At 65.6% G+C, this 18,173-nt stretch carries 9 protein-coding genes; 1 reads left to right on the forward strand and 8 read right to left on the reverse strand.

The window, feature by feature from the left end:
• Positions 1 to 40: 40 nt before the first annotated feature.
• The 6 genes from recD to P5W99_RS22455 form a co-directional block, all read right to left on the reverse strand.
• Positions 41 to 2,323, reverse strand: coding sequence for an exodeoxyribonuclease V subunit alpha (gene recD / locus P5W99_RS22430; RefSeq protein ID WP_434663013.1), 2,283 nt, complete (start codon positions 2,321 to 2,323; stop codon positions 41 to 43).
• Complete coding sequence (gene recB, locus P5W99_RS22435) at positions 2,320 to 6,159, reverse strand: exodeoxyribonuclease V subunit beta (protein WP_434663016.1); 3,840 nt, start codon at positions 6,157 to 6,159, stop codon at positions 2,320 to 2,322. Before recB ends, recD begins: the two co-directional genes overlap by 4 nt.
• Positions 6,156 to 9,761 carry an exodeoxyribonuclease V subunit gamma gene (gene recC / locus P5W99_RS22440; protein WP_434663017.1) on the reverse strand — a complete coding sequence of 1,202 codons (3,606 nt, stop codon included), beginning with the start codon at positions 9,759 to 9,761 and terminating at the stop codon, positions 6,156 to 6,158. Before recC ends, recB begins: the two co-directional genes overlap by 4 nt.
• A 211-nt stretch (positions 9,762 to 9,972) precedes the next feature.
• Positions 9,973 to 11,214 (reverse strand): NAD(P)/FAD-dependent oxidoreductase, encoded by a 1,242-nt coding sequence (locus tag P5W99_RS22445; protein WP_434663019.1) that lies wholly within the window; start codon positions 11,212 to 11,214, stop codon positions 9,973 to 9,975.
• A 189-nt stretch (positions 11,215 to 11,403) separates the two neighbouring features.
• Positions 11,404 to 12,345: a transporter substrate-binding domain-containing protein gene (locus P5W99_RS22450; RefSeq protein WP_434663021.1), complete on the reverse strand. Its 942-nt coding sequence runs from the start codon at positions 12,343 to 12,345 to the stop codon at positions 11,404 to 11,406.
• Between the two features lie 103 nt (positions 12,346 to 12,448).
• The gene (locus P5W99_RS22455; protein ID WP_421025596.1) at positions 12,449 to 13,768 is read right to left on the reverse strand and encodes an MFS transporter; all 1,320 of its coding nucleotides are present in this window, start codon (positions 13,766 to 13,768) and stop codon (positions 12,449 to 12,451) included.
• Between the two features lie 305 nt (positions 13,769 to 14,073).
• On the opposite strand from P5W99_RS22455, the gene P5W99_RS22460 reads away from it, so the two are divergent.
• Positions 14,074 to 14,598, forward strand: coding sequence for a nucleoside 2-deoxyribosyltransferase (locus P5W99_RS22460; RefSeq protein ID WP_421025597.1), 525 nt, complete (start codon positions 14,074 to 14,076; stop codon positions 14,596 to 14,598).
• Between the two features lie 23 nt (positions 14,599 to 14,621).
• Here the strand turns inward: P5W99_RS22460 and P5W99_RS22465 are convergent, their stop codons facing one another.
• Together P5W99_RS22465 and P5W99_RS22470 are read right to left on the reverse strand one after the other, a co-directional pair.
• Positions 14,622 to 16,298, reverse strand: coding sequence for a S10 family peptidase (locus P5W99_RS22465; RefSeq protein ID WP_421025598.1), 1,677 nt, complete (start codon positions 16,296 to 16,298; stop codon positions 14,622 to 14,624).
• Between the two features lie 29 nt (positions 16,299 to 16,327).
• A complete protein-coding gene (locus P5W99_RS22470; RefSeq protein WP_421025599.1) occupies positions 16,328 to 17,998 on the reverse strand; it encodes a S53 family peptidase in 1,671 nt (556 codons plus the stop codon).
• Positions 17,999 to 18,173: the final 175 nt, after the last annotated feature.

The following is an 18,173-nucleotide window of genomic DNA, read 5'->3' on the forward strand; positions in this document are numbered from 1 at the left end:
CGGATGAGAAACTCCGGCCCGGCGATCCGGCGCTTCAGCTTCAGGCGGCCGCTACATTGTGGGCAAGACCCGCCATCAAGCCGCTCGCACGCTGAACCTTGGCCTGCACTGCGCGGTCGAGCACTGAACGCCCTTCGGGAAGCGCCAGTGTGAGAAACGCGCGCGCCCGGGTGATGCCGGTGTAGACGAGTTCGCGCGTGAGAATCGGACTGTAGGTATCGGGCAGCACGAGGGCTGCATGCGTAAACTCGGAGCCCTGCGACTTGTGGACGGTCAGCGCGAACACGGTTTCGACCCCCTGCAAGCGGCTCGGCGACACCCATTTCACGCCGCCCGTGCCGTCGCCGGCCGGAAATGCCACCCGCAACACTGGGGGCGTGCCGGCCGCCACCGGCAAATCCAGCGCGATGCCAATATCGCCATTCATCAAGCCCAGTTCGTAGTCGTTATGCGTGACGAGCACTGGCCGGCCTGCATACCAGTCGCCGAGCGGCTCGATCAGCCCCTCCTCCTGCAGAATCCGCGCGATGCGCCGGTTGAGCCCTTCCACGCCCCACGCCCCGCGCCGCAGCGCGCACAGCAGTTGGAACTCGGTGTGCGCCTTCAGCACCTCGGCCGCCCAGACGGACAAAGCCTCGGGCGATGCACCCGGCGCGGGACGCAAGACGCCCATGGTGAGCAGGTAATGCCGGTAGCCGCGCCGCTGTGCAGCGTTCTCGTGCCGCTCACGTGCACCTTCATCCAGTGTCTCGCTCACGATGCCATCGACGATCAGCGCGCGCAGCGGCGCATCGTCGTGCGCGGGGCAGATGAGCCGTGCAAGATCCGCGTACCCGTGTCGCCAGATCTTCGCCACGCCTGTGGCGTCGCCCACGTTGACGAGTTCGGCAAGCGCGCCGATCCCGCTTTGCGATGCGAAACGGTGGCTCTCGCGCAACATGGCCACCGCCTGATCGAGCGGCGTGCCGTGCGCGTCGAGCATCCCGGCATCGATTCGTTCGCCCGTCGCGGCTTCGAGCCACGCACGCGACGCTTGCGTGTAGTGGCCTTCACGCGCGCGGTTGCAAAGTTCGCCCAGCACCGCGCCGGCCTCCACCGAGGCCAGTTGGTCCTTGTCGCCGAGCAGCACGAGACGCGCCGTGGGCGGCAAGGCGTCGAGCACGGCCGCCATCATCTCGAGGTCGACCATGGAGGCCTCGTCGATCACGAGCACGTCCACGGGCAGCGGATTACCCGCATCGTGACGAAAGCGCCGGCTGCCCGGCCGCGTGCCGAGCACGCGATGCAAGGTGGTCACCGTGGTGGGGATTGTGCCGCGCAGCATGGCGGCGTCCATCTGATGCGAGCCAAGCTGCTGCGCGAGCGCCTCGAATGGCAACCGCGCGACGGCGCTGGCAATCGATTCGTTCAGCCGCGCCGCCGCCTTGCCGGTGGGGGCGGCGAGACGAATCCGCAGCGGCCGCCCGCCCTCTGCGGCCTGACCGAGCGCAAGCGTCTGCAATAGCGCGAGCAATTTCACAACTGTGGTGGTCTTGCCCGTGCCGGGACCACCGGTGATGATGCCGAAGGCGCTGCGCGCCGCGAGCGCACAGGCGAGTTTCTGCCAGTCCGCGCCTTTCGCATTGGCGCGGCGCGGCTCGAACAGGATGTCGAGCGCGTGGCGCGCGCGCGACGCCGGCAACCCGGCCTCGAGCCGTGTGCCCAGTGCAAGCCGCGCCTCGATGCCCGCGCGCACGTCCTGCTCGTACTGCCAGTAGCGCCGCAAATAGAGGCGCGTGCCGGCAAGCACGAGCGGCGTGGTGCCCTGCTCGCGTCCGGCCAGGTCGGGTACGTCGAGTGCGGCCAGCCACTGCGTGAGCGTCACGCCAGCCAGCACTTCGGCAGGCGGCAGCGGCGGCTCGTCGGCGGGCAACTGCGGACCGTCGGGTGGCAAGGACAGCGCGAACGCCGGATCGTCGAGCGTCGCCTGCAAGTCGAGACAAACATGTCCGCGTCCCAATTGATGACTCGCAAGCGCTGCCGCCAGCAACAAGAGCGGCGGCGCGCCGGGCGCTTCGTCGAGCAGAAAACGGGAAAAGGCGCCATCGAGCGTGCGCAGCCAGCCGCGCTCAACCCAACGGCCGAGCGTGCCGAGCATCCGCGCGGACGACTCATATGACGTTGCATGCGCAACCATATCGACCTGACCAGCGATTGGTGCCGGCTCATTCGCCCTCCCGTCCTGGCCGGCATCGAGTGGCTCGTCGAACTGCGCGAACAGATCCCCAGTCACGCCGATGCCGTCCTTCGGCCCGCGCGCCGCCGTGGTACGCCGCTTCGTCATGCTGCGCCCTCCAACATGCCGCGATGCGCGAACAACGCATCGAGTCGCTCGATCAGTTCGCGCGGCGGGCGTTCGCAATGCAGGCCCTGACTCGGCGAGTGGCCGCCGCGCAGGAACAGGTAGACCGCGCCGCCCACGTGGCGATCGTAATCGTACTCGGGCAGGCGCGATTTGAGCAGGCGGTGGAGCGCGAACAGGTACAGCACGTATTGCAATTCATAGCGCGAGTGGAGAATTTGCGAGCGCATTCTTGCAGGCGTATAGGAAGCGTCGTCGGGGCCGAGCCAGTTCGACTTGTAATCGGCCACGTAATAGCGGCCCTCGTGGATGAACACGAGGTCGATGAAACCCTTGAGCATGCCATTGAGCCGCGCCGCATCGAGTGGCGGACGGGCCGCGCCATCCAATGTCATTGCCGTGACGAGCGCATCGAGTTCCTGCGTGTCCACCTTGTGCACGGCGACCCAAAACTCCATTTCGGCCATATACGACGGCTTGTCGAGCGACGAAAGCTCGACGGGCGACACGGCCTCGCCGCCGATCGGCGGCAAATGCAAAGGCATGCTGATGAATTCCAGCATCCACAGCGTGAGCGTGTCGATCCAGCGATCCCAGCCGCGCACGCTGCAACGGCGCGCGATCATGTCGCGCAAACGCGCCGTGTCGCGGTCTTGCGCGATTTCCGCGAAGCCCTCGTTTGCGACCCACTCCATCAGTTCATGCAGGAAGCTGCCTGCATCCGCGCCGCGCTCGAAACCGTGCATCGGCGCGATTGCGGCGGCCTCGGGCACGACAAGCTCGGCATCTTCGTCAACGGGCGCGCTTGCGCCCAGCAGTTCGAGGAACACGTCTTCGCCACGCGTATCGGGGGCCGTGCGCGCATCCTCTTCCGCGCGCGCGGCGTAGGCATCCTGCGCGCCCTCCACCGTCTTCAGGCTCGAATAGCTCGCGATCCACCACGGCATGCGCGCGCGCCGCGGGAACACGCGAGCTTGTCCGCGCGCCTCGTCCGGCGCTTGCAAGGCGAATATTTCGTTGCCTGGCTTCGGTGCCTGCGTCACGGCAATGTCGGCGCACGATCCACGCAATGTCTCGAGCAGCGTCTCGCTCTGGTCCACCGGCAACGTCGCCCCGCCCCCGACGAGGTAGCCGAACGCGCTCGCCTCCACGCTTTGCACAGGTGCATAGCCGATCCACGTCGCGTAACGCGCGCGCGTGAGCGCGACGTACAGCTTGCGCAGGTCCTCGCCAAGCCGCTCACGGTCGGCCTGCACGAGCACGTGCGGGTCCGCTTCGAGCGTGACATGCAGATCGCCGTTCTCGTCGTGCCATTTGAGCGGCACGTCGTCGTCCTTCACGGCGCGATGGGCGCATGCGAAGGGCAGAAACACGAGCGGGTATTCAAGCCCCTTCGACTTGTGTATCGTCACCACCTGCACGAGCCCCGCATCGCTTTCGAGGCGCAGTTGGCGAGCGTCGCCTCCGCCGCCCGCGCTTTCGTCCTCGCGCTGCTCGTCGAGATAGCGAATCAGCGCATGCTCGCCATCGAGTTGCGTGCTGGCCTGCTGGAGCAGTTCGGCCAGATGCAGCAGATTTGTGAGCGCGCGTTCGCCGTTGAGACCCGAGGCCGCACTCTGCCTGAGCAAACGCTGCGGCACATGAAAGTCGTTGAGCAAACGCCTCAGCATCGGCAGGACGCCCTTCTTGCGCCACACCTCGCGATAGCCGCGGAACTGCAGCACGCGCGCCTCCCAGGCGATTTCGTCGCGACCGAGCGCATCGAGCTCGCCCCACGCGAGGCCCAGCGTTGCCGTTGCAAGCGCGCTGCGCACGAGGCGGCCGTCGTCGGGTTCCGCGCAAGCGCCCAGCCAGTAGCGCAACTCCTCCGCCTGCGGCGTCTGGTAAACGGAATCGCGATCGGACAGATAAACGCTGCGCACGCCACGCTGCGCAAGCGCCTCACGAATGGCCCGCGCCTCGTCGCGATTGTTCACGAGCACGGCCATATCAGCCGGCCGCAAGGGCTTCATGCCATGTTCACCATCGAAGCCCGCTGCCTGCGTCTGCCCCAGATTCAGCAGCCGCACCATTTCGCTCGCGCAACTCGCAGCCATGCTGGCGAAATATGCAGTCTTGCTCAACGGTTTGCCGTCTTCCGTGGCGGGCAGCCACCATATATTGAGCGCCGCGAGTGCGCGGTCGTCCGCAACCAGTTCGTCGGCGCGGCCATGCGCGTCCGCCGCGACAAACGGCAACGCGTTCGTCTTGCCTTGCCCGCCGCGAAACAAAAACGCACCACTGCCTTCCGGTCGCGACTCCGCGGCTTCGAAGCAACGATTAACCGCATCGACCATCGCTCGCGTGGAGCGGAAATTTTTCTTCAGCGTATAAAGACGCCCCGTGCACGCGCGCCGCGCACGCAGATAGGTATAAATGTCGGCGCCGCGAAACGCATAGATCGCTTGCTTGGGATCGCCGATCAAGACGATTGCCGTCTCGCTGCGATTCGCTTCGATGTCGTAGATGGAATCGAAGATCCGATACTGCACTGGATCGGTGTCCTGAAACTCGTCGATCAGCGCAACCGGATATTGCTTGCGAATGATCTCGGCAAGACGCGGTCCGTTGGGTTTCTTCAACGCAGCAAGCAAACGCGTGAGCAAGTCGTCGAAACCCATTTGCGAGCGGCGGGCTTCCTCCTGCTCGAAGCGCTGCGCGATCCAGCGCGCGGCGTGGCACAGAATGGGCAGCTTCGCCTCGGGGCGCGCGGCGAGCGCTTCGCGCAACGTCTCCATCGCGGAGAAACACGCGTGAGCGGGCGGCTCGCCGTCCTTCCAGATTTCGGCAAGCCCGGCTGGCGTGAGACGAGTCCACACTGCCGCGTCGTCCTTGAAGCCGGGATGCGTGCCCAACGGATCGTTTGCCCATTCGCGCAGCTTGTCGAACCACATTTCGCTGTGCCGCGTATTCAGCTTCTTCGCGTCGAACTGCTTCTTTGCGCGCGCGGCGGCGATCAGCGCCTGCGCTCCGTCGACGCCGGCCCGCCATGGTTCCTTGAGTGCTTCGAGCGCCTGCTGGGCCCGCTCGCGGGCATCGCGCAATGCCACCTCGGGCGCCGGCGCGTCGGGCAGCAGCTCCGTGTGCGCAAGCAAGCCGCGAATCGCGCCATGCAAGTCATCGGGGCTCGCGAACCATGCGCGCACTTCTCCAGCGCTCTGTGCATCGAGCGCAGCCATAAAGGTGCGCCAATAGTCTCGCACCACCTCGGCACGCAATTCGGTCTGGTCGGTTTCCAACGTCTGCGAGAAGAGGCTGTCGCTGTCGAACGCATGCTCACTGAGCATGCGATTGCACCAGCCGTGGATCGTCGAAACGGCGGCCTCGTCCATCCATTCGGCGGCAAGCTGCAAGCGTCGGGCGCATGCGGGCCACTGCTCTGGCGCGTACTCTTCCCGCAGATCATGCAACAGATCAGCACCGGGCGAACACCGCGCAATGTCTTCGGGCAGCGCGCGAAAATACTCGGCCGCTTCGATCAACCGCGCGCGAATGCGCTCGCGCAGTTCCTTCGTGGCGGCATCCGTGAAGGTCACCACGAGAATCTCGGGTGGCGTCAAAGGGCGCATCCCCTCGGGCGCGCTCATCGCTTCGTTCTGCTCGGCGTCCGCGTCTTGCCCGCCATGGCCGAGCACCAGCCGCACGTACAGCATCGCAATCGTGAACGTCTTGCCGGTGCCCGCGCTCGCCTCGATCAGGCGGCTGCCATGAAGCGGGAAGCGCAACGGCTCCAGCACGTCGGCGACCATGTCGTCCGGCGGGGTCGTGTGCGGGGTCATTCGGCTTCTCCAGCGGTATCGGCAACATCCGGCGCGACGCGCCCCGGCTTCGATGAAGCAAGCGGAGCGCGCTGTACCGGCAGCAACAATGACGTTGCCAGCGCAACGAATTCTCCGCCATCCACTAGCCGGTCGAAATCGGCAAACGCCCTGCGCAAATAGGGATTGGTATCGCGCTCGCCCGCCAGGCGCGCCGCGCCCTCATACGCCGTGCGCGCAGCGTCCCACGCTTGCGGCGGCACCATCGAGGACGCCGGATCGAAATCCACCGGCAGCTTGCGCAGCCAGGCAAACGCGGTCTTCACGGCAAGCGGCAATGGCCTGCGCCCACCTTCGTCCCACGCTGCAAGCAACGCGAGCAGCCACGGGCGCGCGATTTCCGGCGCGACGGGCGCGAACTCCACCACGCCCACCTTGCTCACGATCACCGTGGTCACGGCACCCGCCGCAAGTTGCGCGGCGATATGCGCGACCCAATAGGCGACGAGACGATCACCGCGATACTTGTTGTCCTTCACCAGCGTGCCGGCATCGAGAATGACGCGCCCCAGTGCGCCGCCTTCGCCTTCGCGCACGTCGTCGATCCAGTCCTGAAGCACTAACGCGCGGCCATCGATCTGCGCATCGAGACGAATTTCGTATTGGCGCGCGAGCGGCGTGCTCCAGCGCGCAAGCGCCTTGCGCCACGCGTCGAACAGGTCCTGCATCGGCGCGAGCAGTTCCTCGCCGATGACTTCGCCAAAGCCGCCAGCCGCCAAATCACCGCTGCGATGCATGCGATCGAGCCGCGCGCGCGCCACGGCATCGAGATTCTCCTCGCCGCGCTCCATGGCCGTCATCTGCGCGCGAATCAGTTCGCCCTGCAATTGCCACGCCTGCAAGGCATCCACTTCGAAGGGCTCGTGGTTCTCGCTCGCCTCGTCCTGCATTTCGAGTCCTACGCGCAGGCGTTGACGAAAGAAGCTGCGCACCGGATCGCGCAGGAATTCGCCGAGTTCGCGCACGGAAAGCGGCTCGTCGCGCTCGGACGGGGGCAATGGCGCATCCGCTTGCGCCGCACCGGCCAGCGGCGCGGGGCGGCTCCATTCATGCGCGTAGGTGTAGAGCGTTGCGCCGTTCTGGTCGGCGGGAAAATAGTCCGCGCTGAATGGCTGCAAACGATGCTCGATCGTCAGCGCATCGAGCAACGCCTGCGGTGCGCGATGCACATCGTTCTCGTCGTGTTCGAGGCGCCAGCCGGTCTTCAGATGGTCGCGCAACTGGCCGACGAGCACCGAGGGCGGACGCGGCGTGTTATCGGTCACGCTGCGGCCCACCCACGAAATATGCAGATGATCGCGCGCGGAAAGCAGCGCTTCGAGAAACAGATAACGGTCGTCTTCGCGGCGCGAGCGGTCTCCAGGCCGATAGTCGCGCCGCATCAGATCGAAATCGAGCGGCGTGCGGCTGCGCGGATAGTCGCCGTCGTTCATGCCGAGCAGACAGACGTGACGAAACGGAATCGCACGCATCGGCATAAGCGTCGCGAACGTCACCGCGCCCGCGAAAAAGCGCTGCGCAAGGCCGCCGCCGTCGAGTTGCCCGAGCCAGTTCTCCGCGACGATCGCGAGCGGCAGCGCATTCGCAAGCGCCGCCTCGCTGCACGCTTCGCGCCACGTTTCCAGGGCGTTGTCGAGGCGTTCGAGCGTATAGGCGTCCTCGCCTTCGCCCGCCGCAAAGAACGTCGTCTTCAATTCGCGCAGGCGCTCGCACCAGACGTCCACGGTGGCCGACTCGCGCAGCGAACGCCACGCGTGATCGAGTGCATCGACAAGACGCGTGAGTGGCCCGAGCAGCGCGGCGTCGAGCCCGCCGATTTCCGCATACGGCTCGATGCCGCGCCACGTGCCCGAGCGATCGCCCGCTGCATAGCCGAGCAGCATGCGCCGCAGCCCGAAGGCCCAGCTATTGGGCGCGCTCGCGTCTTCACCCTGCGGCAAGCCGAGGCTCGCGCGCTGCTCGCCATGCAGGCCCCAACGGATGTTCGCGCCATCGATCCAGTTGCGCAGCGTGGGCACGTCCTCGGCGTCGATGTCGAAGCGCGCACGCACGGCCGGCACTTCGAGCAGGTCGAGCACGTCGCTGACCGTCACGCGCGCGTGCGGCAGCGAAAGCAGCATCTCCAGTGCGCCGATCAGCGGGTCGAACGTACGCTGCGCGCGGTCCGCGATGCTGAAGGGGATATAGCGCGGGTCGTCGCTATCGACGAGCCCGAACACGGCCTGAATATGCGGCGTGTAGACCTCGATATCGGGCACCATGACGATCACGTCGCGCGGCCGCAAAGCGGGGTCCTCCGCAAACGCTGCAAGCAGCCGGTCGTGCAGGATTTCTACTTCGCGCTGGGCGCTGTGCGCGACATGGAAACGAATCGATTCGTCCATTTGCGGATCGACGGCGGGCCAGTGCTCGCGTGTCTCCGCCAGCGGCCGCAGATCGCGTATGTCGTCCTGCAATTGCTGAAGCAACGTGTGCGCGTCGCCGCCGTCGAACAAGTCGATGCGCTGGCCGATGCGCGTGAAATGCGGCGCGTAGGTCTCGCGCGCTTCGTCGCTGTCGTATTCGTCGAGCAGGCCGATGAAGTCGCGCCCCTGCTTGCCCCACGCCGCCAGCAAGGGCTGTGCGTGCAGATGCAGTTGCGACTCGTCGAGCACCACGGGCGTGCCCGCACGACGGCGCTGGCGCGCGTGCCGCGCGCGCAGCAGATCCTGGTCGGCGACGATATCGGCCCAGTAATGCATACACGGGTTGTGCACGCACAGCAGCACCTGACTCCAGCGCGCGAGCGCCGCGAGCACTTCGAGCGACTGGCGCGGCAGGCTCGAAATGCCGAACACGACGAGGCGGCGCGGCAGCCCGCGCGGGCGCCCATCGCCCTCCTGCCACGCCTGCGCGCGCTGCATGAAAAGCTCGTGCACGGCGGCGCGGCCCGTGAGCGCCGCCGCGCTGCCTTGCGGCGCATTCGCGCTCACGTCGTCGAGCAGCGCGCGCCAGAGCGCAGCCTGCCAGCGCGCGTCGTCAGTCAGCGGAATGCGGTTGTTGCGCGCGTCGATCACCACATCGTCGTGCGCGGCCCATGCGGCGAGCCAGTCGGCGCGATAAACCTGGTACTGGTCGAACAGATCGGCCACGCGCTGCGCGAGCTGGAAGCACTTGCGCTGCTCTTCGTCGCTCGCCATGAAACGTTTGAGCGGTTCATAGCCGGGCGTATCGAGCAACGCGGGCAACATACGCATGAGGCGCCAGACGAGGCGCGACTTGTCGAACGGCGAAACCGGCGGTACCGCGTCCTCGCCCAGCACGGCGCGGTAGACCGCCCAGAGAAAGCGCGACGGCAGCGACATTTCGAGCGCGGCCGCAATGCCGCAGCCACCGTCCTCGGGATCGGCCGCAAAGGCGAGCTTGAGCCATTGCGCAATGCCGTTGCTCTGCACCAGCAGCATTTCCTTTTCGAGCGGTGCGATCGGGTGCTGGCTGATCCATTGCACGATCAGGTCGCGAAGCCGCTCCGGCTCGTTGCCGTGGACGAGCATCAGCCCCGCGGGCAATTCGCGCGCGCTCAAACGCGGCCTCCGCGAGCCGTGGAGGAAATTGCAGCAGGAGACGAGCAGGGTCCGGGGCGGAGTCGAAGCGTGAGAAGCGTGAAAAATGCGGCCATGTCGCCTGATGGTGTTTGTTGCCGATAAGAAACACTGTGCAGGCCGGCTCTGTGAGCCGGCCCGAGGCAACATGTTACGACATTGGCATTTCAGTCGAAGCGCGCAATGCCAGCGGCTATGCCAGCGCCGCCGCCGCGAACTTGCCGAGGTCCGTGGCCGGATCCCGCAGCGCGCCCACGTCGAGCCGCTTGCCCGAACCCACGAGCTTCTTGCCGAACAGGAAATCCGGCATCGAGCTCACCGCGTCGACCGCCAGCAGCGCGCCGTTTTTCAGGTAGTAGACCGCGAAGCGGCGCGCAGCCGGGTCGCCGCGCACGACCGTCTCGTCATAGCCTTCGTTCAGGCCCACGGTCTGGAGCTTGAGGTCGTACTGATCGGACCAGAACCACGGCGCATCGCACGCGGGACGCGCCTTGCCGACGATGGCCGATGCGGCGAGCTTCGCCTGCTCGACCGCGTTGTGCACGCTCTCGAGACGCCCCGTGCGGCGGTAGTGTGCGAGCGGCCGGCTCGCGCAGTCGCCAACGGCGAACACGTCGGCGTCGGAGCTGCGCGCATCTTCATCGACCTGAATGCCGTTCACGCACGCAATGCCCGCCGCCTGCGCCAGCCCGACATTCGGCGTAATGCCGATGCCGATCAACGCGAGCGTGGCCGGCACGATTTCGCCACCTGCGAGCTTCACGCCCGTAAGCTTGCCCTGTTCGCCCACGAACGCCTCGATCTTCGCGTTCAGGCGCAGATCGACGCCTTGCGCACGATGCTCGTTCTCGTAGAAGGTGGAAACGGTCTCGCCGGTCACGCGCCCGAGTACGCGCGGCGCGGCCTCCAGCACGGTCACCTCGTGTCCGAGCTGGCGCGCCGCGGCGGCGGCCTCGAGACCAATATAGCCCGCGCCAATCACCACGAGCCGCTCGCCGGGCCTCACGCGCTCGCGCAGCACGTCGGCGTCGGCGAGCGAGCGCAGCGCCATGACACCCGCGAGCTCGTGCCCAGGCAGCGTCAACGCACGCGGCGTCGAGCCGGTTGCCAGAATGAGCTTGCTGTATTGCAGCGTCGTGCCGTCGCTGAGCGCGAGTGTGTGGTTCGCGCAGTCGAGCGACTGTGCGCTCGCGCCGAGCTTCAGCTCGATGCGCTGGTCGTCGTAAAACTGGCGCGGCTTGAGCCAAAGCCGCTCGAGCTCCGTTTCGCCCTTCAGGTAGGCCTTGCTCAGGGGTGGGCGATGATACGGCGGCACCGGCTCTTCGCCCACCAGCACGACGCGTCCCTCGAAACCATACTGCCGCAGCAGCGCTGCCGCGTTGCCGCCCGCATGCCCTGCCCCGACGATCACTACCGTGTTGCCTGCTTCCTGCATGTCCGCTCCCGTTCGTTGATTCGCCGCGCGCATGGGCCATGCTCATTGAGCACGGCGCCTTGCCAACCCGGGCTTGCGCCGCACACGGCCTGCGCGCCGGGACCGGAATCATCTCACGTCCGCGCGTCGAACGGCAAAGCCCCGTTCGCGCCTGCCCAACCACCAGCCGGCCCGCGCGGCTGCCACCCGTCAGTCGAACGCACGATCGTTAGGTGCCGCGTAGAGCGCGCGCAGCATGTCGCTCATCGGAAACCCGAAGTTCACGCCCTTGGGCGGCACCGGCTGGTTGAACCACTTGGTGTAGAGCGCATCGATCTCGCCGCTTTTCATGAGTGCGCTCATCGTGTCGTTCACGAGCCGCTGGAAAGCCGGATCGCCGTTGCGCAGCATGAATGCATAGGCTTCCCAGGATTGCGGCGTGCCGACGATTACCCAGTCAGATGGATGCGCGGTCAACGATCTCGTGCCCGCGAGCAGCACGTCGTCCATCATGTATGCGACCGCGCGGCCCGATTCGAGTATCGCGCGCCCTTCCCCGTAATCCTTCGCGCTGATCACCCGCATGTTCATATGCTTCTCGAGATTCGTGCGGCGCAGGATGCGCTCGGATGTCGTGCCCTGATTGGTGAGCACGGTCTTGCCGGCGAGGTCCGGGAAATCGCGAATGCCAGAATTCTTGTGCGTCAGGAGTCGCGTGCTGGCGACAAAGAACGTATCGGAAAACGTCACCTGACTGTGGCGCGCCCGGAGATTGGTGGTGACGCCGCATTCGAGATCGACGGTGCCGTTTTGCACGAGCGGAATGCGGTTCTGCGAAGTGACGGGAATGAAGCGCACCGCCAGATTCGGGCGATGTGTCCTCGCCTTCACGGCGTCGATGACACGGTTGCAGATGTCCTGCGAAAAACCAGTCACGTTGCCGTTCTCATCCACATACGAGAACGGCACGGAAGTCTCGCGATAGCCGATCGCCATCGCATTCGCCGCCTGGATTTTTTCGAGCGTGGGCTGCGCCACCTGGGCGCGAGCGGCTTGCGCCAGCAACAGCGGCAAAACGAGCGTTGCTGCACCGGCCAGACCGACGCACCACGCCGCCCCCCGCCATTGCGCCACACGCTTGAGCCGGTTCATGACTCGCTCCCCCATTGCCGATGTCCGTTCCAATGCGGTTTCGATGATAAACGAAGTGAAGCGCGGGGCACGGCGTGCGCGAGCCACATGTCCCGCCCCGGGTTCAGCCGTTGACGATCTCTTTCGGCTGCAGCAGCGAAAGCGCTGCGCCGAGGACCATCGCCGCCACCACGCAGTACATGCCCGCGTTGGTGCTATGCGTGACGTCCTTCATCCAGCCGATGATCGTCGGGCTCACGAAGCCCGCGAGATTGCCAATCGAATTGATCATGCCGATGGCCGCCGCAGCCGAGCCGCCCGCGAGTATCGCGCTCGGCCAGGTCCAGAACACCGGCATGGTCGCGAGCATGCCGGCAGCGCCAACCGACAGCGCGAGCATCGCAAGCGGCACGTTATGGCCGAATACGGTGCTGAAGTAAAGCCCGAGAGCGGACGCAAGCGAGGCGACCGCGAAATGCCAGCGGCGTTCGCCGTGACGGTCCGCGCTTTTGGCCACCCACAGCATGCTGACGACGGCGCACGCGTAGGGAATGGCGGTCAGCAAGCCCACGTCGAGCGCGTCCTTCACGCCGCTCGCTTTGATGAGCGTGGGCAAATAGAAGCTGATGCCGTAGAGGCCCATCATGCAGCAGAAATAAATCACCGACATGAGCCACACGCGGCCATTGCCGAACACCGAGGCAATCGACGCATGGCCCTTGCCCGCCTGGTCGCGCTCGATGTTTTCCTCCAGCACGGCGCGCTCTTCATTCGACAGCCACTTCGCCGCACGAATGCTGTTGGGCAAATAGAACAGCGTGATCACGCCCAGCACGAGCGAAGGCAGCGCTTCGATGAAAAACAGCCATTGCCAGTTCGCCCAGCCGCCCTTGCCGTCGAAGGCCGCGAGAATCCACCCGGAAAGCGGGCCGCCGAACACGCCGGCAACCGGAATGCCGATCATGAAGAGCGCGTTCATACGGCTGCGCCGCGCGGCGGGAAACCAGTAGGTGAGATAGAGCACGATGCCGGGGAAGAAGCCGGCTTCGGCCACGCCCAGCAGGAAGCGCACGATATAGAACTGGGTGGGCGTCTTCACGAGCAGCGAAGCCGCCGAGATGACCGCCCACGTGAGCATGATGCGCGCGATCCACCTGCGCGCTCCCACGCGGTGCATGAGGATATTGCTTGGGACTTCGAAGAAGAAATAGCCGATGAAAAAGATGCCCGCACCGAGACCGTAAACAGTCTCGCTGAATTGCAGGTCGCTCAGCATCTGCAGTTTGGCAAAGCCGACGTTGACGCGATCCAGATAAGCCGCAACGTAGCAAAGAAACAGAAAAGGCAACAGGCGCAGGGTGGCTTTTGCATAGGCCCGTGCTTCGATATTTTGTCGTTCGGCGCTCGCAAGGCCGCTGGTCGTCGCGCTGGTCGTTGTATTCATGGTCTCCACGTCATGGGTCTGGCGTGCTGGGGCGGTTCACACTCGTTCAAGCGGCACAGGCCAAAACGCTGCCCAAGGCGGGCCGACAAAAATCGGGCCTTATGCCGGTGGCCTTATGCCGGGCGTTTCCGGCTCGAACGTTATCGGTCACGCCTCCGCCATGCAACACCCGCAGGGCGCATAATCGTAGCGGCGCGCAATCGGCACTGTCAACTTTATGTAAGCATGACGAATCTGCGGTCGGGCCAGGCACCTGGCTAGAATCGTCAGTGAGTTTCGTATCGGACACATTGCATGGAGGAGCCATGACTCATGCCGCCTCGCCTCGTCGCCCGCGCGTCTATCTCGCCGGCTTCGACGTGTTTCGCACGGATGCGCTCGCGTATGGCGCCCATCTGGTCGCCACCTGCGGCGAATTCGGCTTCGAAGGCCTGTACCCGCTCGACGTTCACGTGCCCGAAAACCTCGACGGCCCGCGACAGGCCGCGTGGATTTATCGCGCCAATATCGACGCGATCCGCAGCGCGGACATCGTGATGGCGAATGTCAACGACTTTCGCGGCCCGGGCGAACCCGACTCTGGCACCGCATTCGAGATTGGCTTTGCCGCCGCTCTTGGCAAGGAAATCTGGGCCTACACAGCCGACACCGGCACGCTGATCGAGCGCGTGCCTTCGCAACCGGGCGCACAGGGCCGGCTATGCGAGCGCGGCTTTCTCGTCGAGGATTTCGGCCTGTCGAAGAACCTCATGATCGCGTGCGCGGCGCGCATCGTGCAGGGCGATGCGCGCGCATGCCTCTCGGCAATGGCGCGGGGGCGCGTGGACTAACCGCACGCCCCCGGCATCGCCGGTCAGTGGTGCATGGCGCTCATCGTGCTCATGCGCTGCAGCGCACGAATGCGCGCGATCGCCGGCTGGTCTGCCACCGCGCTCTGATAGAGCTTCGCAAGGTCGGCCTTGAGCGCCGTGCGTGAAGCGCCGTCGAGATACACCATGTGTCCCGAGGGATAAAACCGCGCGCTCAGGTTGTCGCGCACCTTCTGGTCCACTAGCGGCATCTTCTGCAGATCGATCACGGTCTGGTAGAACGGCGTGACAAAATCGTAATAACCATTCGCGGACAGCACGCGCAAATCCGGATTCAGCGCCATTACCGCAGCCAGATCGCCCGCCGTGTAGAGCACGATGTTGCCCTGTGCATCGACGCCCTTTTGCGCGCCCGTCGGGTCGATATGGCCGAAGTTCCAGTTCTTGAACGCCTGGTCGTTGAGGTCCGTGAACGACGAGTTGGTGCGGAACTTGAGTGTCTCGTTCAGATAGCTGTTCCACATGGCCGTGTACACGCCGCTCACCGCCGTCATGGTGGGGTCGTTGCCGCCCGCATTCGGGTCGATGTTGCCCGCAATGCCCGTGTCGATCGCGGTCACGCGGCCGTCGTACGCGCCGAGCGCCACGCCCTTGTCCTTGAGCAGCGTGGTGAGAAACAGCGAGTTGCCACGGCTGTCATAGGCGGCGATATCGAGATTCCATGCTTCGAGCGTCTGCGTATCGATGCCCGTGAATTGCGAAAGTTTCTTGAGCGCGGCAGGAATCGCCCGATTTTTCGGATCGGGGAAATGTTCCAGCGCCACGCGATAGTCCGTGCGTGCGAACTGCGCGACCTGGGCCACGAACGTCTGCAAGTCCCTGGGTGCGGGCTTCACGTCCAGCCGCTTGTGGTACCACGCGTCGGCCGCCGCCGTGGGCAGCGCGCCTACCGGATTGCCGCTTTGCGTGTAGTCCAGAATCGAGGACTGCAAGGTGATGCCGTTCAGATCCACGCCGTCCTCGTGAAGCCGATACGCGAGCACGCAACTGCGCGCCGTGCCATACGATTCTCCGAAAAGAAACTTCGGGGAATTCCAGCGGTCGTTCGCGCTCAGGTAGCGCTTGATGAACTGCTTGAGCGAGTCGGCGTCCTGGTCCACGCCCCAGAAGTCTCGGTTGTGATGCGGCGCGATGGCCGCCGAGTAGCCCGTCCCCACCGGATTGATGAACACCAGATCGCTCTTGTCGAGCAGGCTGTCGGGGTTGTCTTCGAGCGTGTACGGCGCGGGCGGCGTGAAGCCTGGCATGGAAGTCTTGATGCGCTTGGGCGCGAACGAGCCGAGCAGCACGAATACCGAGGAAGAACCCGGGCCGCCGTTATAAAAGAACGTTACGGCGCGGTCCTGCGCCTGCACGCCGTCCTTCGTGAACGCCACGTAGAAAATCTTCGCGTTGGGCTGCGAGCTGCTCGGGTCGACCGTGACGAGATGGCCCGCGGTTGCGGTATAGGCAATCGCCTCGCCGCCGATCTGAATTGCATGATGCGTGACCGCGGCGCTCTCGGTCATGTCGGTCACGAAGTCGTCTGGACCGTTGCCGTAGGCAGTGGGATCGAAACACGGCTGGTCGTTCGGGCTGCGGTGCTTGCCGTTGCCACCGTTGTTTTTTTTACCGCTTGCCGTCTTGCTTTTACCGCCGTTGGACTGAGCTTCGTCGTTCATATCGTCTCCTTGCCCGTGGTACGCCGATGCTACGCCGAGCCGAGCGCGGCCGCCACCCGGGTGCCCACGGGCGTGCCCAGCCCCGTGCATGCGTCCCAGCCAGGCCGCGCCGAGTAGTCGCCGTTGCTGCCGCTCGTGATGTCGTTGAATGCGCCAGGCTGCGCGTAGAGCTTCGCGTTGATGAAGCCAGCCGCCTTGGCGCCGCCTGCGCTGTTACCCGCGCTGTTACCCGCATTGATGCGCGCGATGAGCGCGGCCCAGAGCGGCGCGACGGCGCTCGTGCCGCCCACCACGGTATTCGTGCCGCCGATGCGCACCTCGTAGCCGGTGGAAGGATCGGCGTCGGCGGCCACGTCGGGCACGCCGCGCTGCGCGAGCGCGCGAGCCGCGCCGCCACCGCGCGATACTGTCAAGCCCTTCTGCCACGCCGGCAGCGCGAAGGCCGCGCTCACGCCGCCGCCGGTCGCGCCGTTCGTACCGGTGCCCCACACCGTCTCGCGCGTGATCTGGCCATTCGCGGCAGTGAGTTGCGTGCCGCCGCAGCCGAGCGCATACGGACTGGACGCGGGAAAGTCGACATGGTCGGCGCCATCTGCCACGCCGTCCGATGAGCCGCTGTCGCCCGACGCGCAGCATACCGTCACGCCCAGCGCCACGGCCGTTTGCAGCGCATCGTTGAGCGCGCCCAGGGTCTGCTGCGACCATACCGATTCGGGCGCGCCCCAGCTGATCGAAATGACCGATGCCTTGCGCTGGCTGTCGTGCAGGGCCGCGCTTACGGCATCGACGAAACCGGCTTCACTGTTCGGCGCGAAGTAGACGGCAATCAGCGCCCCTGGCGCGAGCGCGCCGGCGATCTCCACGTCGAGCGTGACCTCGGCATCGGGTCCATTGGGGTCGCCGCTCGGCGCATTGGTGGCCTGATCCACCGACACGGCCTCCACGCGCGGCGGCGTCACACCCAGCGCGCCGAAATAGGCGTCGAGATCGGATTGCGCATAGCCGCCGCCCATCTCGATCAGCGCGATGCATTGGCCCTTGCCGTTGCCGGGCGGAAAATCGTAGAGCTCAGCGAGTTGCAGCGGCGTGAACGAACGACTCACCGCGCGCGCGGCGCGGATCGGCGCATGCACGGCGCCATCGTCCGGTTGCAAGGCCTTCTCGGGGTTCGTCGCGGGCGGTTGGGAATCGATGCGAAAATGCGGCTGCACCTTGGCACGGCTGTCGAGACCGACCACGGCCGTGACCACCCCATGCAGGTCTTCGGGAAGATGCACGGGGCCGGTGGGCTGGCGAAAGTGCTGCTTGAGCGTGCCGACCTGATGCTCGAAGCGCTGCAAGTCCACGCCGAACGCCGCGTTGTACTGCTGCACAGTCCCGGAGAGCACGACGCGACGCGTATCGCGATCGGCCTTCACGACCGCGAGGCCATGCGTCTTTGCGAATGCCTCCACGCGCGCGACGTCGGCGGCATCGGCGCTGAAGCGCTGCTCGTATTGCTCGCGGGAAATCGGCTGCGCGCCGGGCGCACCCGTCGCGATCCGTTCGACCAGCTCGCGAAATGCACGCTCGGACTGGCGACGCACGATCACAACGACGTTGAAATGCTCCGTGGGATCACACGCACCCATGCATTGCGCGCCGGCGGGCACCGGATGTTCACTGCCTGCGCCGGAATCTGATACGGGATGCCTGGTCATGGACGGATCTCCTCGATGAACACGTAACCGTTCGCGTTCGGACACGCAATCGATTATGCGAGTTCCACGCGCGGCGTGCATCGCCGACCTCCATCCCATGGTTACCGATGCATCGAGCATCCTTTGCAGCGCGTCGAGCGCACATGCGGCACGCATGGGAAAGCACGCCGTCAAG

It is taken from the genome of Paraburkholderia sp. A3BS-1L, from assembly GCF_051125215.1.
GTDB lineage: Bacteria > Pseudomonadota > Gammaproteobacteria > Burkholderiales > Burkholderiaceae > Paraburkholderia.